Annotated in this window: 27 protein-coding genes; 9 read left to right on the top strand and 18 right to left on the bottom strand. The window is 42.1% G+C overall.

All coding sequences use genetic code 11. The features are described 5' to 3' along the window. Positions 1 to 13: 13 nt before the first annotated feature. Positions 14 to 304, top strand: a complete 291-nt coding sequence (gene rpsT / locus VB083_RS09310; protein WP_213689995.1) for a 30S ribosomal protein S20 — start codon at positions 14 to 16, stop codon at positions 302 to 304. Positions 305 to 373: 69 nt separating this feature from the next. Here rpsT and holA read toward each other — a convergent pair whose 3' ends face one another. The 5 genes from holA to radA all read right to left on the bottom strand — a co-directional run bounded on the left by holA (position 374) and on the right by radA (position 7,338). After that, entirely contained in the window at positions 374 to 1,306 is a 933-nt protein-coding gene (gene holA / locus VB083_RS09305) for a DNA polymerase III subunit delta (protein WP_213689996.1), read from the bottom strand. Then, positions 1,306 to 3,792 carry a leucine--tRNA ligase gene (gene leuS, locus VB083_RS09300; protein WP_307879476.1) on the bottom strand — a complete coding sequence of 829 codons (2,487 nt, stop codon included), beginning with the start codon at positions 3,790 to 3,792 and terminating at the stop codon, positions 1,306 to 1,308. The genes holA and leuS overlap by 1 nt, the downstream gene beginning before the upstream one ends. Before the next feature lie 80 nt (positions 3,793 to 3,872). Further along, positions 3,873 to 4,664: a slipin family protein gene (locus VB083_RS09295; protein ID WP_213701786.1), complete on the bottom strand. Its 792-nt coding sequence runs from the start codon at positions 4,662 to 4,664 to the stop codon at positions 3,873 to 3,875. A 2-nt stretch (positions 4,665 to 4,666) separates the two neighbouring features. Beyond that, the gene (locus VB083_RS09290) at positions 4,667 to 6,004 is read right to left on the bottom strand and encodes an NfeD family protein (protein WP_307879477.1); all 1,338 of its coding nucleotides are present in this window, start codon (positions 6,002 to 6,004) and stop codon (positions 4,667 to 4,669) included. Continuing rightward, positions 6,001 to 7,338 carry a DNA repair protein RadA gene (radA, locus tag VB083_RS09285; protein ID WP_307879478.1) on the bottom strand — a complete coding sequence of 446 codons (1,338 nt, stop codon included), beginning with the start codon at positions 7,336 to 7,338 and terminating at the stop codon, positions 6,001 to 6,003. The genes VB083_RS09290 and radA overlap by 4 nt, the downstream gene beginning before the upstream one ends. Before the next feature lie 144 nt (positions 7,339 to 7,482). Between radA and hisD the strand changes: the two genes are divergently transcribed. From hisD to hisIE, 8 genes are read left to right on the top strand one after another with little or no spacing between them, the layout of a single operon-like run. Further along, on the top strand, positions 7,483 to 8,739 hold the full coding sequence (hisD, locus tag VB083_RS09280; protein WP_307879479.1) for a histidinol dehydrogenase: 1,257 nt from the start codon (positions 7,483 to 7,485) through the stop codon (positions 8,737 to 8,739). Further along, the gene (locus VB083_RS09275) at positions 8,736 to 9,950 is read left to right on the top strand and encodes an ATP phosphoribosyltransferase regulatory subunit (protein WP_213692004.1); all 1,215 of its coding nucleotides are present in this window, start codon (positions 8,736 to 8,738) and stop codon (positions 9,948 to 9,950) included. The genes hisD and VB083_RS09275 overlap by 4 nt, the downstream gene beginning before the upstream one ends. After that, complete coding sequence (hisG, locus tag VB083_RS09270) at positions 9,944 to 10,594, top strand: ATP phosphoribosyltransferase (RefSeq protein WP_213692003.1); 651 nt, start codon at positions 9,944 to 9,946, stop codon at positions 10,592 to 10,594. The genes VB083_RS09275 and hisG overlap by 7 nt, the downstream gene beginning before the upstream one ends. After that, the gene (locus tag VB083_RS09265) at positions 10,584 to 11,153 is read left to right on the top strand and encodes an imidazoleglycerol-phosphate dehydratase (RefSeq protein WP_213695961.1); all 570 of its coding nucleotides are present in this window, start codon (positions 10,584 to 10,586) and stop codon (positions 11,151 to 11,153) included. The genes hisG and VB083_RS09265 overlap by 11 nt, the downstream gene beginning before the upstream one ends. Further along, positions 11,150 to 11,767 (top strand): imidazole glycerol phosphate synthase subunit HisH, encoded by a 618-nt coding sequence (gene hisH, locus VB083_RS09260; RefSeq protein ID WP_213692001.1) that lies wholly within the window; start codon positions 11,150 to 11,152, stop codon positions 11,765 to 11,767. Before VB083_RS09265 ends, hisH begins: the two co-directional genes overlap by 4 nt. Continuing rightward, positions 11,764 to 12,483, top strand: a complete 720-nt coding sequence (locus tag VB083_RS09255) for a HisA/HisF-related TIM barrel protein (protein WP_213692000.1) — start codon at positions 11,764 to 11,766, stop codon at positions 12,481 to 12,483. The genes hisH and VB083_RS09255 overlap by 4 nt, the downstream gene beginning before the upstream one ends. Next, entirely contained in the window at positions 12,477 to 13,241 is a 765-nt protein-coding gene (hisF, locus tag VB083_RS09250) for an imidazole glycerol phosphate synthase subunit HisF (protein WP_213695960.1), read from the top strand. Before VB083_RS09255 ends, hisF begins: the two co-directional genes overlap by 7 nt. A 1-nt stretch (position 13,242) precedes the next feature. Continuing rightward, positions 13,243 to 13,866, top strand: a complete 624-nt coding sequence (gene hisIE / locus VB083_RS09245) for a bifunctional phosphoribosyl-AMP cyclohydrolase/phosphoribosyl-ATP diphosphatase HisIE (protein WP_213695959.1) — start codon at positions 13,243 to 13,245, stop codon at positions 13,864 to 13,866. Here the strand turns inward: hisIE and VB083_RS09240 are convergent. From VB083_RS09240 to VB083_RS09180, 13 genes are all read right to left on the bottom strand, one after another. Further along, positions 13,863 to 14,651 (bottom strand): PHP domain-containing protein, encoded by a 789-nt coding sequence (locus VB083_RS09240; RefSeq protein WP_323401997.1) that lies wholly within the window; start codon positions 14,649 to 14,651, stop codon positions 13,863 to 13,865. The two genes, hisIE and VB083_RS09240, sit on opposite strands and share 4 nt — an antisense overlap. After that, on the bottom strand, positions 14,626 to 14,964 hold the full coding sequence (locus VB083_RS09235) for a serine kinase (protein WP_213691996.1): 339 nt from the start codon (positions 14,962 to 14,964) through the stop codon (positions 14,626 to 14,628). The genes VB083_RS09240 and VB083_RS09235 overlap by 26 nt, the downstream gene beginning before the upstream one ends. Before the next feature lie 12 nt (positions 14,965 to 14,976). Then, complete coding sequence (locus VB083_RS09230) at positions 14,977 to 16,275, bottom strand: [Fe-Fe] hydrogenase large subunit C-terminal domain-containing protein (RefSeq protein WP_213691995.1); 1,299 nt, start codon at positions 16,273 to 16,275, stop codon at positions 14,977 to 14,979. A gap of 12 nt (positions 16,276 to 16,287) precedes the next feature. Continuing rightward, positions 16,288 to 16,719 carry an ATP-binding protein gene (locus VB083_RS09225; RefSeq protein WP_213691994.1) on the bottom strand — a complete coding sequence of 144 codons (432 nt, stop codon included), beginning with the start codon at positions 16,717 to 16,719 and terminating at the stop codon, positions 16,288 to 16,290. Positions 16,720 to 16,722: 3 nt separating this feature from the next. Continuing rightward, the gene (locus VB083_RS09220; RefSeq protein ID WP_213691993.1) at positions 16,723 to 17,088 is read right to left on the bottom strand and encodes a DRTGG domain-containing protein; all 366 of its coding nucleotides are present in this window, start codon (positions 17,086 to 17,088) and stop codon (positions 16,723 to 16,725) included. A 20-nt stretch (positions 17,089 to 17,108) separates the two neighbouring features. Continuing rightward, positions 17,109 to 18,308: an ABC transporter substrate-binding protein gene (locus VB083_RS09215; RefSeq protein WP_323401996.1), complete on the bottom strand. Its 1,200-nt coding sequence runs from the start codon at positions 18,306 to 18,308 to the stop codon at positions 17,109 to 17,111. 21 nt (positions 18,309 to 18,329) lie between these two features. Beyond that, on the bottom strand, positions 18,330 to 18,827 hold the full coding sequence (locus tag VB083_RS09210; RefSeq protein WP_213691991.1) for an adenosine-specific kinase: 498 nt from the start codon (positions 18,825 to 18,827) through the stop codon (positions 18,330 to 18,332). 51 nt (positions 18,828 to 18,878) lie between these two features. Continuing rightward, positions 18,879 to 19,709: an HAD-IIB family hydrolase gene (locus VB083_RS09205; protein ID WP_213691990.1), complete on the bottom strand. Its 831-nt coding sequence runs from the start codon at positions 19,707 to 19,709 to the stop codon at positions 18,879 to 18,881. 75 nt (positions 19,710 to 19,784) lie between these two features. Beyond that, positions 19,785 to 20,228: an OmpH family outer membrane protein gene (locus tag VB083_RS09200; protein WP_213691989.1), complete on the bottom strand. Its 444-nt coding sequence runs from the start codon at positions 20,226 to 20,228 to the stop codon at positions 19,785 to 19,787. Positions 20,229 to 20,356: 128 nt separating this feature from the next. After that, positions 20,357 to 21,052 (bottom strand): acylneuraminate cytidylyltransferase family protein, encoded by a 696-nt coding sequence (locus VB083_RS09195; protein WP_323401995.1) that lies wholly within the window; start codon positions 21,050 to 21,052, stop codon positions 20,357 to 20,359. A 1-nt stretch (position 21,053) separates the two neighbouring features. Beyond that, on the bottom strand, positions 21,054 to 22,214 hold the full coding sequence (gene neuC / locus VB083_RS09190; RefSeq protein WP_213691987.1) for a UDP-N-acetylglucosamine 2-epimerase: 1,161 nt from the start codon (positions 22,212 to 22,214) through the stop codon (positions 21,054 to 21,056). Further along, positions 22,214 to 23,251 carry an N-acetylneuraminate synthase family protein gene (locus VB083_RS09185; RefSeq protein ID WP_213691986.1) on the bottom strand — a complete coding sequence of 346 codons (1,038 nt, stop codon included), beginning with the start codon at positions 23,249 to 23,251 and terminating at the stop codon, positions 22,214 to 22,216. The genes neuC and VB083_RS09185 overlap by 1 nt, the downstream gene beginning before the upstream one ends. A 65-nt stretch (positions 23,252 to 23,316) precedes the next feature. Then, entirely contained in the window at positions 23,317 to 24,489 is a 1,173-nt protein-coding gene (locus tag VB083_RS09180; protein ID WP_213691985.1) for a polysaccharide pyruvyl transferase family protein, read from the bottom strand. Positions 24,490 to 24,537: the final 48 nt, after the last annotated feature.

Below are 24,537 nucleotides of genomic sequence, written 5' to 3'. Positions count from 1 at the left end.
GGAGGTGAAGGAAATGCCTAATAAGAAGTCTGCTGAAAGAAGAATGAGAACCAGCGAAAAGAATCGTCTCTACAACCGTTACTGGACAAGCCGCTGCAAAACGGCTGTTAAGAGAGTTCTCGAAGCTGTCAACAGTCAGGATACTGAGCTGGCTGAAAAACGACTTCAGGTTGCTCAGAGTGTTATTGATAAAGCCATTGTCAAGGGTGTTATGCATCGCAATACTGGAGCCCGCCGTAAGTCGCTTCTGACAAATAAGGTGAAAACCCTAACGGGAGCTGTTGTTGAAAGCAGCGAAGAATAGAGGCTTCCACCCATAAAAAATCAAGAATTTTTAGCTGAGCCAGGATAGAAATCCGAAACTCAGCTTTTTTTATTGTCTTTTATCGCTATCTAAAAGTCGGAAGATCATTGCCTCAAACCCAACCCAGCCTGTTCCCATTCCTGTCTTCTCTCCATAAGAAAGTCCTGCCAACTCTATAATAAAAGAGCAAAGATGATGACGATCATAATGTTTAATTGCCTCTGCTGCCATTTTCCCGGCATAACTTCTTACTTTTAACATCGTTAAAATTTCTCTTTCTGAAAGCGTCGGGAAAAAATACTTGTATAAAACTGGTTTTAAGCGATTATATACAGCTGTAACTAATTGCAAAAAAGGGACATCTTGCTGCAAATGAGGAAGGAGAGTAATAATTTCCTTTCTGTCTGCCTGACAAAGGCCATCAAGAAAACGTAACATAGAATTACGTCCTTCGTCAAAGGAAAGAGCTTTCACTACATCAGTAGTTATTCTTTTATTTCTGGAAAAAACAGCTATTTTTTCCACTTCGCTTCTCAATTCTTCCCCATCTTCAATCCAATCGACGAGTAATGCCGCAGCTTCTCTATCTATATCAATTTTTTTATCTCGACAAAAATCAAGCAGCCAACGCAATCGAGCAGAAGTCCAAAAGGGAATTTCTTCAGCTTTATAAATATCAAGATGTCGAAGAATTTCTTTAGGAATATATTTGGAAGGAGACCCATCATAAACAAGCATTACAAGAAAATTTTCTTCCTCTGTGTCGATTAAAGAAAGCATATTTTCTGGCAATACTCCCAGATCTTCAGCATTTTCCACAAGAAGCATTTGTTTATCATCGAAAAGACCACGGTTCTGGCCTAAAGCTAAAACTTCCTGCCAAGAACTACCTTCTTTTCGTCCTGAAAGCACATATCCTAAGTGTTCGTATTTTCGTAGCGTATCTGAAAGAAGGCGCCTCTGAGAGACCTCAGAGGCGCTTATAATCACAATTCGGGGCACTAGCCCTTCACCACCACATTAACAAGTCTATCTGGAACAACTATAACTTTAACAATCTCTTTTCCTTCAATCCACTTTTGAACAGCAGCCTCACTTAAAGCTTTCTCTTTTAATTCATCTTTTGGAAGCCCAGCCGGCAAGTCTATTTTATGGCGGACTTTTCCATTAACCTGAACAACTATAGTCACTGAATCAAGAACAAGAGCACTCTCGTCAGCAACAGGCCAGGAACTCCATGCTAGCTGTGTTTTATTCCCCAGCATCTGCCAAAGCTCTTCAGTCATGTGGGGACAGAAAGGATTGAGGCAAATAAGCATCGTCTCCACACTTTCGCGAAGAAGAGCCCAATCCTTCTCATCCTCTGGAGAGCAGGAATAAGTAGTATTTAAAAGCTCCATCAAACGGGCAACTGCCGTGTTGAACTGCTTTTCTTCGTGGATATCCCTCGTTACATCAACAATTGTCGTATGAATTTTTCGTTTAAAATCACGTCGATCTTGCTGAGTCAGACTATCCATAGCTACACGTTCAGTAGGGGCCCCTTTAAGGGATTCAATATTCTCTTCAACATAACGCCAGACTCTGTTCAAGAAACGATGAACACCTTCAACTCCTTGTTCTGACCACTCCAAATCATTTCCAGGAGGTGCAGCAAAAAGAATGAAGAGCCTCGCAGTATCGGCACCATATTTCTGTATTATTTCGTCAGGATCCACCACATTACCCAACGATTTAGACATCTTAGCTCCATCTTTTATAACCATACCTTGTGTTAAAAGGTTGGCAAAAGGTTCTCTTGCTTTACACAGTCCAAGATCCGAAAGAACTTTTGTAAAGAAACGAGAATAGATAAGATGCATACAGGCATGTTCAATGCCACCAATGTATTGATCAACTGGCATCCAGTAATTCGCCAATTCTGGCTCGAAAGCCTTCTCTTCGTTATGGGAATCTGTATAACGGAACTGATACCACGAAGAACAAATGAAGGTATCCATAGTGTCAACTTCACGTCGAGCGTGTCCCCCACAAATAGGACATGTTGTATTAATCCATTCCTCATCATCAACGAGTGGCGACTGTCCTCCTTTTTTAACGGCAAGATCAGTCGGCAAGATAACGGGAAGATCTTTTTCAGGAACTGGAACGATTCCGCAATGATCACAATAGACGACGGGGATAGGAGCCCCCCAATAGCGTTGACGAGAAATAAGCCAGTCACGAAGACGATAATTAATTTCTCGTTTGCAAAATCCCTTTTCTTCTCCCCAATCAAGCATTTTTACAATGGCTTCTTCTGTTGAAAGGCCATCAAACTGCCCTGAGTTACAAGAAACACCGTTATCGACAAAAGCAACCTTCATTGTTTTGCCATCAAGTTTCTCGCCTTCTGAAGGCTGAATAACAACATCAACAGGGATGTCATATTTTCTCGCAAACTCAAAGTCCCGCTCATCGTGGGCAGGAACGCCCATGATTGCACCTGTACCGTAATCCATAAGGATATAGTTTGCTATCCATATAGGCACATCACGGCCATTTACCGGATTCGTTGCGTAGAATCCTGTAAAAATACCGTTCTTTGCACCACCAACTGCCGTACGGTCTATTTCACTCTGGCTGATACATTCTTTTACAAAAGTATCTAATTCCTCTTTATTTGAAGCTTTTTCCAAAATAACGTCTACGAGAGGATGCTCAGGCGCCAGTGCTAAGAAAGTAACGCCAAAAATAGTATCGAAACGAGTTGTAAAGGTTTCAATTTCTTCTCCAAGTTCTTTTGCGTTAAAAGTTAAGCGAGCTCCTTCAGAACGTCCTATCCAGTTTTTCTGCATTATACGTACTCGCTCTGGCCATCCAGGAAGCTGCTCTAGATCATCAAGAAGCTCTTGAGCATAATCTGTAATACGGAAGAACCACTGTTCAAGTTTCTTTTTCACTACAGGGGAATTACACCGCCAGCATCGGCCCTCACTATTTACCTGCTCGTTTGCCAGAACCGTATTGCAACTCTCACACCAGTTTACAGGTGCCTTCTTACGATAGGCTAATCCTTTTTTAAAAAACTGCAAGAAGATCCATTGGGTCCAGCGATAATAATCAGGGTCACACGTTGCAACCCGTCTATCCCAATCATAACTGCACCCCATTCTCTTCAACTGATCTGTCATATGCTCTATATTCTTATGGGTCCACTCACTTGGCTGAACTCCATATTTCAGAGCCGCATTTTCTGCAGGGAGGCCAAAGGCGTCAAACCCCATCGGATGAAGAACGTTATAGCCATTCATCCATAGGAACCGTGCCATCATATCGCCAATGGAATAGTTTCGGAGATGCCCCATATGAAGAGCCCCACTGGGGTACGGGAACATCTCAAGGCAGTAAAACTTCTTTTTCGAAGAATCTGCCTTTACTTTGAAAGTGCTTTCTTCCTCCCACACTTTCTGCCATTTTTGTTCAATAGAATGAAAATCGTAAGCCATGCATCTGCCTCCTCGCACCAAATACCTCTAAAATCATATCAAGGAATTATATCCCTCATATCTTAAATGTGCAAAGTATTCTAACGGTTTTCCCCTTTCTCAAAACGTCTTATAAACGGTTTAATAAGATCCATTGGTAGAGGGAAAAAGGTCGTAGAATTCTTTTCACTTGCTATCTCTTTTAATGTCTGCAAATATCGAAGCTGAAGAGTAATTGGTGAAACTTCCATTTGCTTTGCAGCTTCGCTCAGAGTCTGAGCAGCCTGAAGTTCTCCTTCTGCGTTTATGATTTTAGCTCGCCGCTCTCTCTCAGCTTCTGCCTGTTTGGCCATTGCTCGCTTCATACCCTCGGGCAATTCAAGTTCTTTAACTTCAACGGCACTTACTTTTATACCCCATGAATCTGTTCTTTCGTCAATAATTTTTTGAAGCTCACTATTGATCTTTTCTCTGGAAGAAAGGACTTCATCTAATTCTGCCGCTCCTATAACTGAACGTAAAGTCGTTTGCGAAAGCTGACTTGTAGCCAACATATAATTTTCAACTTCAACAATAGAATGCGTCGGATCCATAACTCTGAAATAAACCACAGCGTTCACTTTAATGGGAACATTATCTCGAGTAATAACTTCCTGAACAGGAACATCGAGGGTTACTATTCGTAAATCCACCCGGATAATACGATCAATAACGGGAATAACGATGACAAGCCCCGGCCCTTTAGCTCCCGCGAGACGCCCAAGACGAAAGACAACAACGCGCTGATATTCAGGAACAATTTTGATCGCTGACATCAGGATCAAAATCAGAATCAGTAAAAATCCAAAGGAACTTCCCAAGTTAAATAAGAAATACAGAAGACCATCAAACATAACTAACTCCTCCCTCCTTCTTCAACCCCTACTTCTCCGTTCTCCTTTTCTACGACAAGAACCAGCCCTTCCACACGAACAACTCGTACAGACGTACCTGGCAGCAATGTCTCTCCCGTTACAGATTGTGCTTTCCATAATTCGCCGTGGCACTTGACAAGCCCTTCTGGCTGGAGAGATTCTAGTACTTGTGCCTTATAACCTACTAAGCCCTCCTGTCCAGAATGGACTTGTTTTTTCATAGATTTCCATATAAAAATAACAGCAATAATGAAAAAGAGAGAAAAAGCAACGGTCATACCGATAATAACACTTTTCGAGACGTTCAAGAGCTCACCCCCCGGGGCACGGAAAAGAATCAACCCTCCTGTAATGAGAGCAGCCATGCCAAAGAAGCTTAGTATTCCCAATCCTCCAATAAGCAAATCGACAATTATGACAACAATGCCTGCCAATAAAAGGATGAGACCAGCCCAATTGAAAGGTAACATTCTAAGTCCATAAGCTCCCATAAGAACCATTACAGCCCCTGATGTTCCAAGAACGAAGCCTCCTGGGGACAAAACTTCAAGAACTATAGCAAATATCCCTGCTGTGAGCAAAAGATACGCAACATTGGGATCAGATAAAAACTGAAGCATCTTTTCCCGAGGCTCCATTTCGACATTAACAACTCTATATGCCTTGAGAGAAAGGGTTTTCTCCTTCCCCTGAATCATAACTTTTTTGCCATCTAACTGTTCGGTTATTTCACCAATATTAGTCGCTAATAAATCTATCACGTTCTCTTTAAGAGCTTCTTGAGCAGTAAGAGAAAGGCTTTCTGTCACCATCTTTTCAACAATAACAGCATTTCGCCCCCGTACTTGAGCTAAAGAGCGCATGTGGGCCGCTAAATCGTTGGTAATTTTACGTTTCATTTCTTCGTCTGGAACATCTTTTCCAGACGCAACAACGGGGTGAGCCGCACCTACATTTGTTCCAGGCGCCATCACCGCAACATGTGCTGCTTGGAGTATAAACGCTCCCGCCGACGCCGCTCTTGCCCCCTCTGGCGCGACCCAAATAACAACAGGAACAGGAGCATCAAGCAAAGATGACGTCATGGCTCGCATAGACGAAACAAGACCACCAGGCGTATCTAAGGTAAAAACAACAAGTTCTGCTTTTTCTTGTGAAGCTTCCTCTATAATGCGCCCCATGTACTCTTCCATAGTGATTCCGACGCTTCCTTCCAGAGGGGAAACGATAACATTTGATGCCGCTGTGGCCTGTTGCCAAGGACAAAAAGTCAACAGACCGATCAAGAACAGCGCCATCACAGCTTTTCTTATATTCATGGCATCACCTCCCGAAGAGCTTCATGTAAACTGCTTACTCGGCAAATTTCTACCTCCTTTGGGAATTCACCCTTCTGCTGAGCACTAATAACAGCTTTTTTGAAACCTAACCGCCCTGCCTCTCGAAGTCTCGCCCCAACACGACCAACCGGACGGATTTCCCCAGCAAGACCGACCTCACCTAGAAAGCAACAGTCAGAAGGCAAAGAAAAATCCCGAACAGAAGAAGCAAGAGCAATAGCAATGGCCAAATCAGCACCTGGGTCTTTTATAACCAATCCACCCGTAACATTCATATAAATATCAAACATGGCACATGCAACTTTTCCTCTTTTTTCTAGAACAGCAGAAAGAAGATGTACCTTATTGACATCAATGCCTCTGGACGTCCGTTTGGGGTATGGAAAGGTTGTAACGTTAGCAAGGCCCTGTATTTCAGCCATTAGAGAAACAGAACCTTCTGTAATTACTGTAACGGCAACTCCAGGAACAGAAGCATCTGCTTTATTCCAATAGAGTCCGCTCGGATCATCAACAGCAATGAGCCCCTTTTCAGTCATCTCGAATATGCCTAATTCATCGGTATTGCCATAACGATTCTTCGTTCCGCGAATCATTCTGTATGCTGACACATCTTCCCCCGAAAAAAGTAACACTGCATCGACCATATGCTCTAAAAGCATGGGACCGGCAATACGACCTTCTTTAGTAATGTGCCCCACTAAGACAAAGGGAATACCTGTTTTTTTAGCGCTGTCTATACATCTTTGGGCAACAGCACGCACCTGTGAAGGTGTTCCCGGCCAGCCATCCTCGTCTGAAGACTTCATTGCCTGAACACTATCAAGAACTACAAAGTCATGCCCATCTACGTGGTGCAATGCGGCATCAAGATCGGTATCACAAAAGAGATCAATATTATTTTTCAAAGCATTGAGGCGCTTTGCACGCAGCGCAACCTGAGATGCCGATTCTTCTCCTGATATATAAAGGATACGTTTTCCTTTTGACGACATCGCCCCACATACCTGCAAAAGCAACGTAGATTTTCCAATGCCAGGTTGCCCTCCCAAAAGGACAACTCCGCCAGTAACCCAACCTCCACCCAGCACCCGATCCAGCTCTGTTATGCCAGAAGTTAAACGTTGGGGTGGATTTACGTCTATAATATTAACTGCTACCACATCAGAATTTTCTTTTTTTTGCCCTAAATCATCTATTTCTTCTTTTTCGTACGTTCCCCACATATTACACGCAGAACAACGGCCATTCCAAGTCAGGCTAACATTTCCACAATTAGAACAAACATAACGAACCATCTCTTTTTTAGCCATATCTCATATTCCTTTCATAAAGTGACTAAATTGTATCCCTATTTTATTTCCATGTCGAGACTTTACACTTTCAAAATATCATGATATCATGCCATCTAAATTTACTATCGCTCTAATAATTTACCATGATAAAGGATGAGGGGTATGAAATTTATAAAAGAAGCAAGTTCTTTCTACAAAGAAAGCTCGGTGGAAGTTCAGAATACGGTTTCCCAAATTATTAAAGACATTCGTCAGGAAGGTTGGGAAGCAGTAAAAAAATATGCTCTTTCACTTGATAAGTTTAGCGGCTCTTTTCAAATTTCCAATGAAGAGCTCTATGAAGCAGAAAAAAGACTTACATCTTCAACTCGAAAAGCTCTTGAACGATCCATACGAAATGTTAGAACATTTCACAGCTATCAGAAGAAACTCTTTCAGCCTTTTGCATGTCCTATAGAAAACGGCGTTACAGCTGCACTTCGTTTTATTCCTGTTGAACGAGCGGCAGTTTATGTACCTGCTGGACGATACCCATTGCCAAGCACAGCAGTAATGGGAGTCGTTCCTGCTCAAGAAGCGGGAGTTTCAGAAATTGTTCTTCTCTCTCCTCCAACAAAAGAAGGAAGTATCTCTCCTATCATTGCCGCAACGGCTTCTCTTCTTGGCGTTTCTGAAGTATGGGCCCTTGGGGGTGCACACGGAATAGCGGCCATGGCCCTTGGAGCAGGCCCTGTAAAGAAAGTTGACATGATTGTCGGACCAGGGAATGCCTACGTAACAGAAGCAAAACGGCTACTCTCAGGCGAAGTTGGTATCGATGGGCTTGCCGGACCTAGTGAAGTGCTCATTATAGCTGATGAAACTGCTAATCCTTTGTGGTTGGCAGCCGATATTGCCGCTCAGTCAGAACATGACCCTATGGCTGCAAGCACTCTTCTCTGTACAGATGAAGAAACAGCTCTGAAGACGCTTTGGGAATTAGAAGCTCTCTTTAAAACTCTTGACACTGCTGAAACAATCAAGCAAGCCTGGAAAAATAACGGAACACTAGCTATCTGCTCTCTTGACGAAGCTATACAGGAAAGCAACAGACGAGCGCCAGAACATCTTCAACTTTGCCTTCGAAGCGGAGAAAATATTTTGAATCTATGCACAGCCTATGGAGCCGCTTTTGTAGGGAATATGTCACCCGTTCCATTCGGTGACTATATAGGAGGAACAAACCACACTCTTCCCACTCAGGGGCGAGCACGGTTTAGTGGAGGACTCTGGACAGGAACTTTTCTACGTCCCCTTACGTCCCTCACTCTTAATAGTATAGGAGCCAGTTCCCTTTCTGAAGACGGAATCACTCTAGCTGAAACGGAAGGGCTCAAAGCACACAGTCTTTCCATGGCTTTACGGAGGAATAAATTATGAATATAAATCGCTTACCACGAGGATGTACAAACGTAGGTGGCCCTCTGGCTGCCTCTATGGATAAATGTCGTACCAATTTCATGGAACTTTTTTCTTCCTTTGGATACCGACCTTTTTGGCCTTCCGCGCTACAACTTCTTGAATCTGCCTGGCCTCACCTTCCTGAAGGGTATAGACAACGGCTTATTGCACTTACCACACCATACGGAGAGCCTTCCTGTTTGAGAGCAGATATAACGCTGGCAGCTGTAGCTTTCCTTGCTTCTCATTACGCTCCAGAACAGCAGCCATTGAGACTCTGTTATGCAGATAGGATATTCAAACGTGCTGAAAAACACGAAAATCGCATTGAAAACTTTCAGATAGGTGCAGAACTTCTAGGCTGGGAGGGAGAAGGTGCTGACATTGAAATCCTATGGCTTCTTTTACGCTGGTTAGACGAAATAGGCCTTGATAAAAGTATTTTAGTCATAGGCGATGTAACTTTTCTGAATTACGCCCTGGCCCACGTAGGGACAGCTATAGCTGAACGTTTGTCTCGATCTTTGCTCGAGGGGAATCTTTCCGAATATAGAAATGTGCTCTCAACGTCTGATATTCCAGAGTACAGTCGGAATATTTTAGAGCACCTCCCTGACCTGAAGGGGACAAAAAATGTACTTGAGCAAGCCTCTGCTCTTTTGGGATCTTCTCAATATCTCATGCCATTAAGAAATATTGTGAAAGCCCTTTCTGACTTGGGATATGAAAAACGCATTTTCGTAGATTTGAGTTTGGCACGAGAGCTAAGTTACTACAGCGGCCCTGTATTTCGTATTTATGCCTCTGGCACATCTGGACAGGAAATTGGCGGCGGAGGGCGATATGACGGCCTTCTCAATAGTTATGGATTAGATGGTCAAGCTATAGGTTTTGCTATAGATCTCGAGGAAGCCGCGACTCTTGCACTTCCTCCTTCTGGGTCCCATCGCGTTATGATGTGGTGTTCTACTCTGCCCCCAGAGCAAGCGCTTAAACGTGCTGGGACCATTCTTTCTATCGGATTAAACGGAGAAATGAGTTGGAACAAGAACAGAAACCAATCGTACGAATCTGCCTCATCTCGAAACTGCGAATGGTGGATAGATTTAGGACGTGAAACCGTTACGCAAATTGAATGCGGGAAAGTCATGCCGCTTTCTCAATGGATGAGGGAGGAATATACATGTTAACTCTTGCACTTCCAACAGGTCGTGTAATGAAAGAAGCCATCGATCTGTTCGAAAATATAGGGCTTCCAACAAAAGAATTACGTAATGCCGGTCGAAAACTTGTTGTACAAGAAAATAACTATCGCTATATTCTGGCCAAACCTTCAGACGTACCACTTTATGTCAGCCATGGAGTCGCTGATTTAGCTCTCATAGGAAGCGACGTTCTTCAAGAAAGCGCCATAGATCTTGTAGAACTCGCGGATACAGGACGTGGAAAATGTCGCATTGTGGTTGCCGGGCCAGAACGTATGGTTCCTGCTTTTGCAGGACACCCCTCTGAATTGATGTGGACAAAAGTAGCAACAAAATACCCTAGAATTGCAGACGATCACTTTTCCTCACTGGGAGTTCAGGTAGAGATTATTCATCTTCATGGATCAATAGAACTTGCTCCAGCATTGGGTATGGCAGACTGCATTCTAGATATCGTACAGACGGGAAATACTTTACAGGCCAATAAGCTTGTTATTCTTCAAGAAGTCAGAGATGTCTCTCTGAGGCTAGTCGCCAGCAAGCAAAGCGCCTCTTTAAAATGGCCACAAATAGCAGCGCTTCTCAAAAAAATAGAAAATTTGAAAGGTGTGGTAGGCAATGCCAACTGAACTTCAAAGGGAAAGTTCCGAAACATCGATTACACTCAGACTTTCCATCCCGGGGAAAGAACGTTTTCTCGATATTCCATGTGGTTTTCTTCGGCATATGCTTGACCTCTTCTTCTTTCACAGTGGCATATCAGCAACAATAAAAGCTACTGGGGATACTGATGTAGATGCTCATCACCTTACAGAAGACATAGGAATACTTCTTGGAAAAGCTTTTTTAAAGGAACTCGAAAACAAGCCCTTTGCGCGTTATGGCTGGTGTGCTATGCCTATGGATGGCTCTCTTGCCCTTGTTGCAGTCGATATAAGCGGTCGTGGACAATTTGTGTGGGATGGAACATTCCCATCGCCATCATGCGGAACCTTCGATCTTGAATTGGTTCCAGAATTCTGGAGAGCTTTCTGTAGAGAAAGTCGCATAACTATTCATGGACGTCTTCTCGCCGTAGATAACAGCCACCACGCAGCAGAAGCTCTATTTAAAGGGATAGGACGTGCTATGAAACAAGCAACTTCCATAGAAAATGAAGTGCAGTCAACAAAGGGGATGCTTATATGATCGGAATCATCGATTATGGAGCAGGAAACGTAGGTAATGTAAAGAGGGCCCTTCTCGCCCTTGAGGAATCATGCACCGTACTTCGAAGCCCAGAGTTGGTAAAAAAAGATATTGATTTTTTAATCCTTCCTGGCGTAGGAGCCTTTGCTCCTGCCATGATAGCGTTACGGCAACAAGGCTGGGACATATTTCTTCAACAATGGGCAAAAGAGAATAAGCCTATTTTAGGTATATGCCTCGGTTTGCACCTTCTTTGCGAAAGCAGTGAAGAAGATGGATATCATGAAGGACTAGGTCTTTTAGAAGGTCATGTTTGTCACCTGCAAACGCGTAAATGCCCCCACATGGGGTGGAATTCTCTGGAATGGATAAAACCTATAAAAGGGGTAACACCCTCTTCAGAAAAAACTAACTTTTATTATTTCGTCCATAGTTACGGCCTTCCCCAAACAGAAGACACTGTAGCTATAACACGAATCGAAGAGAGATCTGTTACTGCTATTTGCCTCCGCAAAAGGGTGGCTGCTTTCCAATTCCATCCGGAACGAAGTGGTAATGCTGGACTTTCCATACTGGGAAAAACTATAAAAATGTTGAGAGGTGTTTCATTATGATACTTTATCCTGCCATAGACCTCTATCAAGGGAAAGTTGTTCGCCTGAAACAGGGAGACTTTAACATTAAGACAGAATATGACATTACACCGTTAGAAGCAGCTCATAAATTCGCCGAAGCAGGGTGCACGTGGGTACACATTATAGATCTCGAAGGGGCGCAGGTTGGACATCCCGCCCATACATACATATTACAATCTCTACACCACCTTGGCCTCATGGTTCAGTATGGAGGCGGTCTTCGATCTCTTTATGATATAGAAGAAACTTTCAAAGCAGGTGCAACTCGTCTTTACGTAGGGAGCCTTCTTGTTGAAAATGAAAAAATGGCCAGCCAACTTTTCTCCACGTGGGGAAATGGAATTATTCCAGCAGTGGACATAAAAGAAGGAAAGGTTGCAACTCGTGGATGGACCTCAACGTCATTTTTGCCTCCATCTGAGTATATTTCCTTTTTGAAATCGGCAGGCTATACCACACTGCTTGTCACGGCTGTTCAAAGAGATGGCACTGGCGTTGGTCCCGATATGATGCTCTATTCACAGCTTTTAAAAGAATTCCCTGACATATCTATCATAGCAGCAGGCGGGATATCATCCCTAAAAGATTTGGAAGCTCTTCAATCGATAAACATCGCCGGGGCCGTTCTTGGAAGAGTCTTGTATGAAAAGGATTTCGACTTGAAAGAGGCATTAAGGAGGGTCTCGTTATGTTAACGAAACGAATCATTCCATGCCTTGACGTTAAAAATGGACGAGTAGTCAAAGGCATCCAATTCAAAAATCTCATTGATGCCGGCAATCCAGCAGAAATGGGTAAACGATATATGAATGAACAAGCAGATGAACTCGTTTTTCTTGATATATCAGCTTCCTCAGAGCGGCGAAGTACAATGAAAAGCTGGGTTAAAGATGTAGCTGACCATATTTTTATTCCCTTTACTGTCGGCGGCGGTATTTCGTCTGCCGAACAGGCACGAGAAATAATAGCTCTCGGCGCTGATAAAATTTCACTCAACACGGCAGCTGTAAAAAAACCTGGTTTGATTCGTGAATGCGCTACCCTTTTAGGGCGTCAAGCCGTTGTTCTTGCCGTAGACGTTAAAGAAGAAATTCCCGGTCACTGGGAAGTTTATATTGAGGGAGGGAAAACGTCGACAGGGAAAGATGCCTTCCAATGGATACAGGAAGGGGTTGAGCTAGGCTGCGGTGAAATTTTATTGACGTCAATGAATCGTGATGGAACCCAAAAAGGATATGATATCCCCCTTCTCTCAAAAATTGTCAATATGGTTCCAGTGCCTATTATTGCATCTGGGGGTGCTGGTAGTAAGGAAGATATACTTCATGCGTTCCAAGCAGGTTGTGATGGTGCTTTAGCCGCTTCTATCTTCCATTTTGGAACGGTACCTATTCCTTATTTAAAGAGATGGCTTAAGGATCAGAATATCCCTATTCGACTTGTGGAGGCATAAAATGATTGATTACGAACAAATACACTTCGATGAAAAGGGGCTCATTCCCGTTATTGTTCAAGATTGGGAAAGTGGAGAAATTTTAATGCTCGCCTATGCTAATCGCCAGTCTCTTGAAAAAACTGAAGAGATCAACGAAATGGTCTTCTGGAGCCGCTCGCGTCAGGAACTTTGGCACAAGGGAGCAACCAGCGGGAATAGACTAAAGCTGAAGGAACTTCGCCTAGACTGCGACGGAGACACCCTTTTAGCTTTTGTAGAACCTACAGGACCTGCATGTCATACAGGAGCAAGATCATGCTTTTTTAACATGCTCACTAACGAACAGGCAGGAAAGGCTATCTTCCCTGGCCAATTATGGAAATATCTAAAAAAACGACAACTCGATAATCCAGAAGAAAGCTACACTGCTCGCTTAATAGCGTCTGGAGTAAAGAGAACGGCTCAAAAGATTGGTGAGGAAGGTGTGGAAACGGCACTTGCCATTGCCGCCGGAGATAAAAATGAAGTGATATATGAAGCGGCAGATCTTCTTTATCATCTCATGGTGGGGCTACTTTCAGCAAACGTATCTTTGCACGAGATTATAGCGGAACTTGAGAGAAGACACGCTAAGGCACATTAATTCGGCCAAGGTGCGAGCACTTTGCGCCCATCTTCCTTCCGAATAGCTTTCGCCAACTCATCGAAAGAAGGCTCCGCGAGAAGAAAGGTGGAGCTATTTTCAATACAGAGGCTTTTCAGCCAATGAGAATCGGAAGAACGTATAAACGTCCATTCTGGATATCTTACCTGAAGGGCCTCTACTTCTTCGGGGAAACACCTCCATGAGACTTCAAGAGCATCGGCAGGGAAGTTTGAAGGGATTGGCCCCAATACTGCAGGATAGGAAAAGGAAGGGCGGTCTATATGGGCTAGAATAACAAGACCTCCTCTTCTTTTAGCTTCAATTGCCACTTCATCAACAGAATAGCCAACACCTTGAATAAGAAGAATCTCCTCTTCACAAAGAATATCGTTCTTATCAGAGATAACCAATTGGTCTCCAAAGACCTCTGGACGATTCTGTACTCCAGGCATTCGTTGCCACAACCATAATTGAAAATCAGAAATCGTATTGTAATCTTTAAAAAGAGTAACAACATGAATATCTTCAGCCGTTTGAACTTCAATGCCTGGGATGACAACAGGATTACCAGCAGCCGCTTTAAACACAGCTGGGAAATTTAATGCCGAGTTATGATCTGTAATAGCTATAATATTAAGACCTTCCTGACGTGCTTTTAAGACAATGTCTGGTGCTCCCATCTCAAGCTCTCCGCAGGGAGAGAGCACCGTGTGGATATGGATATCAGCACAATAGGGGGTCAGACTGCTTTCTTCTTTATCGAGTACGCAGTCCCATTTCATAAAGCCGCCCACAAATTTCGAATACGGGTAAAGGAGAACAGGCTAGTGTCAATTTTTCCTCTTCACATCTCTCTATTAAATCCCCTGCTGGTCGACGTCCTCCTCCGATTATAATGAAGGGAACATCCTTTAAAACAGCAACTGCCGCAATATTGAGATGAGTCTGTATAGTAATCCATACCCATCCTTCTTTTGCAGCAGCCATTATAAAACTCAACAAATCCCCAGTAAGCGCTCCCTTAATTTCAGCATCAGTTTCTCCTTGGGATACAACTTCAAGTTCAAATTCATCAATGATAGATTGAATATTCAAATTTTCCCCTCCTTATGAGCCAAAGGCATGAGGCACTTTCCCCGAAAGTTGTGAAATTTCCTTACTTAAATCATGAATACGCTCTCGAAGCTTAAAGATGCAATCTGTCATTTCACCTTTTCCACGCACTATATCTTCAGCCATGGCCCGACACGACGGACGTCCGCACGAACCACAATCAATATGAGGCAAATCCGCGTAAATGGCATTCATTTCTTTAAGCTTTGCCATTGCTTCTCCTAAATCGTTTGAAAGAGGTAAACGTTGCTTAGGCTGAATAGTCTGATCAAGCTTCCAAATACCCTTTTTATACCACTTTTCTATGTTTTCTTTCTCATCGTCAGTTACGCTCCAATCTACTTTCATAGCATCAATACGCAAACGAGAGAGAAAACGAGATTCGTGAGTTCCTACCCCACCAATACATCCTAAGTCACAGGCACGACACTCAACGTAATCCACACCACCCAAACGTCCCAACTCTAGCTCTGCTAAGAGATCAATCGTGTTTCTCATGCCTGAAACAGCAACAGTTCGTAAAGGACGACGGCTAAAAGAAGAAATATGACGAGACTCACCACCAGTAATCGACCATTTGAGCCATCGATCATTCATTTTGTGGGTTCCCTCTCCAGATATTTTTGGACTTCCGGCCAAAATATCATGTACGACTCGTCGAACCGAAACAGTATATGCAATGGAGCTGAGCTCACGTCCCACAGGATTTCGTACAAGAGTTGTCTTGGCAGGGCATGGAGAAATAAGGGTAAGATCATCTTTTCTTCCTGTAACCTCACGCCAAAGAACGACACTAGACTCAAGCGGTGATTCTATAGGAATAAGTCTGCTTATAAGTTCTGGAAAATTTATTTGAATAAGGCGAATAACAGCAGGGCAATATGTTGAAATAAAGGGAAGACGCTCAGATTTTTCTGCCTCTATATGGCGCGCAATGGCATATGCAGCCACGTCAAAAGCCAATGCTTCACAATCAAGAATATCTTCCATTTGTGTAGCATGTAAAGCTTCTTTCATGAGAAAAGGTGAACCGTATGAACCAATTTGAACGTAAAAACAAGGGTCAGCAATGAGAACCACTTTTTCTTGAGATCGTAATAGTTCCCATTCATCCTCATTGAGAATTATTGCCTTCTCTTTACACTTTCTGATACACTCCCCACAATCAATACAAAGATCAGGAATAATGTGAACGCATCCAGTTAAAACACGCATTGCTTCAGTAGGGCATGACTTTATGCAATTTGCACAACCTCGACATCGTACTTCCTGAACTCTGACACCCCCAGCCATAAGCTTTCCCCCCTACTCTTTCTTAAAAAAAATAGTGGCGCTTAATACTGTTCCTTTCCCAACTTCAGAATCAAGGTGCATATCATCAGAATGACGTTTTATATTAGGTAGCCCCATACCCGCTCCAAATCCAAGCTCTCGAATTTCATCGGTAGCTGTTGAGTATCCTTCTTGCATTGCCAGTTCAATATCTGCAATTCCCGGGCCCCTATCAATAGCCCATACTTCAAGTTTATCTGTATAAACGATAAGACGTATAGTTCCTCCACCTGCATGAAGGACTAAATTCATTTCCGACTCATAGGCCACAATTGACGCACGGCGAGTAATGTCAGACGGAATTCCCAACATTTTCATAGTAGCTTTGAACTGAGTGGAGGCTTCGCCTATAGCACTAAAATCGCGGCCAGCTACAGTGTATTCTTCTACATAAGGTTCGCTCACAACCTACACCTCTCTCGCAGGGATATTACAGGGCAACACTCCTTCTCTATAAAGAATGCCACACGTTTCAAACATACTGCTATGGCTCAGGATCACCGGCATTCCTAATTGAGATGCAAGTTTAATTGCCGCTTCCTGAGGGCGCTTCCCCCGCACGAAAACGACAGCAGGAATATCTAGCATTTGAGCAGTACGTATAATTTGGACATTGGTAAGTCCCGTAAGCAATAGAGAACCCGGCCTGGCAAAGGCAAGAACGTCACTCATTAAATCAGCACCGTAGGCATATTCGATTTCTGTGGAATCAAGTAGTTCTTCGCCATACAAAATATCGCCTTTAATATGTTCCACTACTTCGCGAAGCTTCATCTTCACGACCTCCTACCTGCTTATTCTTCTCCGCCACGAACATTCACTGTAGCGATAGGTTCAAATCTGCCTTTTTTAACCTGGAGAATGCTGACCTCTCGTTCTTCAGGTCGATGCGTCTGGTCGCTGAATTTCAAAACTTTTTTGCCTAAAGACACACCTTCTATCGCTGGCATTAATGCAGCTACAATATCTGGGTCCGGAGTTTTAGCCCTGTGCAGCCCTTGAAGAAGCCACGAAGCGGCACTCCAAGCTCTACCGGCTAGAGCCCTATCTGGAACATTTTTACGAGTTATCGTCCATATCTTTCTTTCAAAAGCAGCTAAAGACAGATCCGATTCCAGAGAATATTCCTGACTTACTGCAATTATCCCCTCACAATTACGGAGGGCTGGATTAGGCTCTCCTCCATACCATAGAGAAAGAGACAATCCATCTTCGCGTTGACTTTGATAAATATTGGTCATCGCAAGGGAATCAAGCCAAAGAATAAAACAATTGGCACCAGATTGAATGCCCTCTTGATAGATAGTCTTAAAACTGTTGTCTCCAGCACCGCTCTTCCAAAAATTATAAACAGGCCATCCATGTTTTGCCGCTAATGTGGAAAATCGGTCTGATCGAGCTGACAGACCATCATCAAGACGGTCTGTTATCTGAGCTACCCCATTATCTGTTTTGAATATATGAGAGCCATAAGCTGCTAACGCTTCCGCCCGATATGTTTCAGGTAAATCCAAAGCAAAGACATAAGGAAGAATGCTTCCTTTCTCATTACGAAGAGAAAGATTTTCGCCATATGCAGAGAGAAGAACAGGCCCCTTTTCCCCTAAAAGAGAAACAAGATTGTTATTTAATGAACCTCTGACAAAACTTAGAACAGCAACGTTATTTTTCTGCCAAGCCTTTTGGCGAACCTCAAGCTCCTCTTCAGAAGGAATATCTTCTAATTCGAAAAATACGTCGTATCCGGCTATTCCTGCTGCACTTTCATTAATCTCTTGTTCAAGAACAGACAAGGCTAAAGAGATGGATTGTCCCTCTTCACTTTGCCAGCCTTCTTCAGGAGGCAGCACAGCAATAGTCCAAATCCATCCTTCCTCTAATCCTTTTTTCACTTCGTGATGCATTTCAGCGTTACATTGAGCATTTCCATATAGCAACCCCAAGAAAAAGGAGGCTACTATGCATAATATAGATAAAAAACGTTTATAAAACATAATAAAGAGACCAATTACACGCTATCGTTTATATCCGATAATGTCACGAAGCAATTTTTTGCGCGCTTGTATATGGTCATTTCCTTCCACGCCAACAGGCATAAAGCCATCAATAACACCAGCAATTCCTCGGCCTTGTTCTGACTCACATACGATAGTTTGAATTGGATTTGCAGTTGCCGCAAAGACTCTACAAACCTCCTGGCAATTTTTAATGCGATCTAAAACATTTATCGGATAGCCATTTCTCAGCAAGATAACAAAAGTATGACCAGCACTCAACTTCTGAACATTTTTGATAGCAAGATTTTTCAGATCATCAGCATTTCCATCATAACGAATAAGACAGTCGCCAGAAGCTTCGCAGAAAGCTATTCCAAACTCTAGGGAAGGAGAAGAAGTAATAAGTGCCTCGTAAAGATCTTCAACTGTTTTTATAAAATGACTCTGTCCGATAATGATATTACAATCCTCAGGAAACTCCATTTGTACTAGTTCCCATTTTTTAATTTCAGTCATGATATATCCTCCTTGTGGATAACGAATAAAATGTTAATTGTTGTTCTATTTTTATAATACTACACGTTTAAGCCCCTTATTATCAACCCATGAACCTGAAATAAGATAATTTACAAGATAGACAAAGCCTTTTTCACGAACAGGCGGCATTATTACGTGGGCGCGTTCTAAAATCTCTGGAACAGCATCAGACGGTGCTATTCGAAGATGAGCTTCATCAAAAAGTGCAAGATCGTTGCAATGATCCCCCGCCGCGACTATGATCTCAGGTTCTATACCTAACTGCTCTATATAGTGAGAAAGAGCTGCTCCTTTAGAAACTCCTACAGGAACAACGTCTAAAAAGTCATCTCCAGAACGCATTACATCAACGAAATCTCCTAATGTCTCTTCAATAAATTCTTCAAGACGTAATATCTCATGTTCATTGCCATAAAATATAATTCGAAAGACTCGATCTTTTACTCGAGGTTCCTGCAAATTATCAAATACGGGAACATCTGCCCGAGTTAAAAAAAGTCGTGTCTCTCTATCATTTTTTCGGCATATTGCCGCCTCATCAGTAAAAATTTGTAATTCTAAAGGAAAATTCCATCCAGCTTCAAGAACTTTATTTACAATTTCAGGAGGAAGACCTGCCTCCCATAAAGAACGCCCCGTCATGGGATCCATGAGGCGTGCTCCATCATAGACAATAGCGGGAGCCCACGCTCCAATAGCTTTTATATGTTCTATAGCTGTCGCAAGAATACGCCCCGTGGCAACCATAATCTGCCAGTTGTTGTCTCTAAGACGCGCACATGCAGAAACTACTTCTGGATGAACAATCTCTCCAGAAGAAAGAGTCCCGTCAATATCTGTCACGAGTATTTTTTTATTCATATGACTCCTCCCTACAAAAATAGGGTTGTGCCATCAAGACACAACCCTATACTTTCACTATTCTTCCAACGGAAACTATTTCGACGCAGCCGCTTTCTTCAGCTCTTGAACTACATCGTCTGTAATATCGATACCGCCAAAATAGACGGCGCTTTTCTCTATTACGACAGTAATCCCTTTCACTTTGGCTACAGTACGAACGGCCATCTGAGCTTCTTTAAAGAGAGGCTCCATCAAACGCTGCTCTTCCATAGCAAGCTCTCTGCGTTTTGTTTGATAGATTTCCATTTTTTTGTTCTGATCTGCTTCTTTTTCTACAGCGGTTTTCATTTCATTCTCTTTTGTTTGGCTGATTACTTTCAGTTGCTGGGTTACGCTTTCAAATTTAGGATGCTGAAAAACGATTTTTTGAGAGTCAATGACACCAATCTTCTCTTCGGCCATCGCTATACCAGAAACCATTAAAACAACCAAAATAGCAAGAGATGCAATAAAGACCCCTTTTCTTGTACCTATCATCAAAAGACCTCCTCCAAAGCAGAAAAAGTTACTCACTCCTGGGCATTGTAGCGTCGAAACTATTATACGTCTAGGTGGGAAATACGGATTCTATACCTTCTTGTGCATATTTTATCAGATAATGAAAGTTAATCATCTGTTTTTCCCAGCTGCGAAAATAAAAATTCAGCATATGCGAGATCAAATTCGTTATCAATATCTATACTTGAAGTCTCTCCCATAATATAAGGGTAAAAAGGGAAATTAACAAATTTACATGTTTTTAAAAACAACGCTACATTAACATAGTATATAGCGCCGTTAATCCTCCATGTTTTGGGAAGTTTTTGCCGGGGCATTTCAAAATATTCCTGCCCCATTAATGGAAGTAATTTTCCCTTTTCTTCTACCAAAGTTTTATATGGTGTATGGTCGGTTTCTGTAAGACTGACAGCACACTCCATTCTACGCGCTCTCGTTTCACTGATACATTCATCAATCTGGCGAAACGTTCGTAAAGGGGATGTAGGCTGAAGTAGAACTATTTCATAATTTCCCTGATAGTCTGTCCCCAGAGACTCTATAACATGTGAAACTACAGGTGCTGTTGGAGTAGTGTCCTCAGCAAGGTACGATGGCCTCATCACTATATCTATTCCCCAAGAACGCCCATATTCCGCTATTTCATCGTCATCTGTAGATAATACGCAGTGAGTAATATATTTCGATTTTAAAACTGCATCAATGGTCCACCCCACAAGTGGCCGACCATTAAGCATCCTCATATTTTTTCTGTGTACTCCCTTACTACCACCCCTCGCTGGAATGACAGCAACGCAATTCATTTTATACCCCTGCTTTCCACGAAAGTAGATCCTGAAACTGTTTTTGACGTGACGTTTCCCAAATACTTTTTCCTGATAAAGCTGCTACAAAACGTTTTGTACTCTGTCCATCTCCAAATTGCATAGAAGACGCGATTCTATTGTTCTTCATTTCTGTTGCCTTATCTATAGCTTGCACAACAGCACTGCTCTCTGCCGGAACGTTTATAATCGAAGGGAGAGAGATTCTTCCGTTCTGACGTGAGCCAATATTTATTGTGGGGATGCCATAAACTGGTGCTTCGTGAATGCCAGAACTGGAATTCCCCAATATAAAATCTGCATTCTTGAGAAATGTAAGAAAAAATTCGAAACGCAAAGAGGGGAAAAATCTGAAATGTGACGATTTTTGCAAGTCTTTGTATGAATCAAGAATAATGTCACACCCAGGATCATTATTTGGGTAGACAACGATGAAATTCTTTCCGCTTTTTTCAGCTCCCTGACAGACACCATCAATCTGATTTTTCAAAGAGTCAATTTCTGTGGTAACGGGATGAAACATGAATATGCCATATCGGTCATATTCGATCTCATAACGTTGGCGAGCATCTTCTAAAGAAGGTAAAGACTCCGAAAGCATTATGTCAATATCAGGTGATCCTATAACGTAAATAGATTTCTTGCATTCCCCCATCTGAACCAATCTTTGAGCAGACTGCTCATTAGCAACAAAATGAAGATGAGCAAGTTTAGTTATGGAATGACGTATAGTTTCGTCTATAGTCCCAGAAATCTCGCCACCTTCAATGTGTGCTACTAAGATATTATTTAATGAGCCCACTATGGCACCTGACAGGGCTTCTACTCTATCCCCATGAACAACGATCATATCTGGCGTAACTTCGTGAACGTACCTAGATAATCCGGCAACCGTATTAGACAAAACCAAATCCATAGGCTCCCCGTATATTTGGTTCATAAACACGTGAATATTCTCAGATAAGCCGTCTTTTTCAAATTCATTAACGGTGTAACCATATCTAGCTAACGTATGCATTCCTGTAACGAAAACCTTACATTCAAGCGAGGGTGCTTGCTTCACTCCACGAATCAAAGGTTTTAACTTGCCATAATCTGCTCGCGTTCCAGAGATAAACAGAATCGTTTTTTTCTCTTTCACTATAGAAGATCCTCCCATCGGAGCTGACTCCCTGCACGGATGGCTATTTTAGTTTTTCTCCCTAAAATAGCCTTATATTCACTTGCTGAAATTTCTCCTGTTCCTGGTCGCTTTACCCAAATGTTCGCTTCAGTAAGCACTTCACCTTGTGCTATATCCTTTTCTGCAACGACACAAGCATACGCAAAATCTATTGTAGGTTGTTCCTCCGGGAGTATACCTTTCTCTCCGCCTGATGCCTCATAAATAGCACGACTAGCAATAATGAGCTCTTTCAACTCCTGAGGTTCCATGGATATGGGAATATCGGGACCAGGCCAAGATTTATCTGAAGTAAAGTGTCGCTCTAAAATAGAAGCGCCGAGAGCCACTGCTCCTAAACAAGGATATATGGTTTCGCAATGGTCAGACAACCCTATAACAGCATCAGGAAAGGCTTCTCTCAGCTGTTTTAGTGCACCTAAACGCACCTTAGCGTATGGAGTGGGATACATGCTGGTGCAATGTAAAAGAGCAAAGGGAACATCATACTTTCTTAAAATATCTACAGACACACCTATCGAATCGATAGAATTCATCCCTGTACTTAAAATAACAGGCTTTTTAAAAGAAGCAACCAGTTCTACCAAGGGGTAATTGTTGCACTCCCCTGAGCCGATTTTATAAGCTTTAGCCCCTAAACGTTCAAGTCGTAAAGCTGCAGCTCGGGAAAAGGGTGTACTTAAAAAGAAAAGCCCCTTCTTCTCTACATACTGTTTCAATTGGGCTTCTTCTGCTTCAGAAAAAGAACATCTTTTCATAATATCCCAGATAGACTCTTCTGCATTTGAAGGAACAATGTTTTTTGCACTGGGAGCCATTTCATCTTCTATTACATGGGATTGAAACTTTACACATTCACAGCCAGCAAGACGTGCATCATCAATCATACGAAAAGCCTTATTTATGTCACCTTCGTGATTAATGCCTATTTCTGCAATAACCAAAGGGCGGTAGCCGTCACCAACGCAACGTTCTCCTAATCTAAAAAAGGGCATTCTTTCCACCTCTAATCACAATGTACCGTCTATATTATCGGTAGCACCATATAAAAAACTAACCGTTAAATGATGTCATTTTTCATGCACCATTTTTTTACTTCGTCATAAAAAGCTTTTCCCTTAATCAAAAGATTCGCGTTCACAATGCCATATCTTTTTTTCACATCTTCTATATTTTTTAATGTAAACTCTATTTGGTTTTGAAGTTTATTATCAAATCCTCTTTTATTTACCTCTACAACTCTATCTGACAACTGTAATTCATCGTATAAATCTACTATTTTTTTATAGCTGCTCAACGCAATTGTTGGTATTTGTTGAGCTATAGAACATACATTGCTGTGAAAACGCATCCCTAATATAACTTCACATTGTTTATACAAACCAAAAATATATTCATCAGCACCTTCACCAGTTAAGTAGGGTGCCACAACAACTCTTTTTCGCCTAAATCTATCGTCTATTCTCTCTAATAATTTATATATAGCCTCTAAATCGCTATAAATATGAGGAAAAAGTATAATCTGATATCCTTCGTATGCATAGAAAAAATTATTGATAACTCTCGCAAAACTCTCAATAAACTCTTCATACTCAATTCCTTCTATCTGTTGCTTACTAAATCTCACCTTTTTCATATCTGATACGATATTTATTCCTAACGATTTATATTTTGGGTTCAATTCAGGATAATAAAAAGGTTTCGTCTTGAAAAAGAAACCACCATCAGGAACTCTATAAATACTCTCATTATATTTATTCCCATACAGATCGTTTAAAGTTTTGTAAGAACCATCATTTCTGATACTTACCATATATTTATCCGAACTTGTAATAACATCTAAGAAAGACTCAAACTTAGAAATCGCACTTTGGGAAGCACCTTTAGCAACATCACATCCCAAAGCATTAAAAAATATGGGAACTTTTATTTGATTTAAGGTGTCAGTACTTATATTTATAGTCGTACCCGTACATGAATAGTCCCACTTTAACTCGAAGAAATTTCCACCACCAATAACCACAAAATCGAAATTATTGCACAAACTCACAAAATCCCTGCTGTTGAAATCTCTGATATTCCACGACTGATAGAATTCTCTGATCTCAAGTTCCTTATATTGGATGGGGGATCCCAACGAACATTCCAACTTGCTTCTGAAGCCATTATGATTGGCGTTATCTCCGATATTTCCATTAAAACTCGCTATATGTAAAGCTCTCAGACTTTTCATAATTAGTAGACACCTCAATTACTTATTATTAGAAGAAGGGAGTGACCG

The sequence above is a fragment of the Aminobacterium sp. genome (genome assembly GCF_034926885.1).
GTDB lineage: Bacteria > Synergistota > Synergistia > Synergistales > Aminobacteriaceae > Aminobacterium.
The sequence above is the reverse complement of the archived record's forward strand: the minus strand, read 5'-3'. Positions and strand labels throughout refer to the sequence as shown.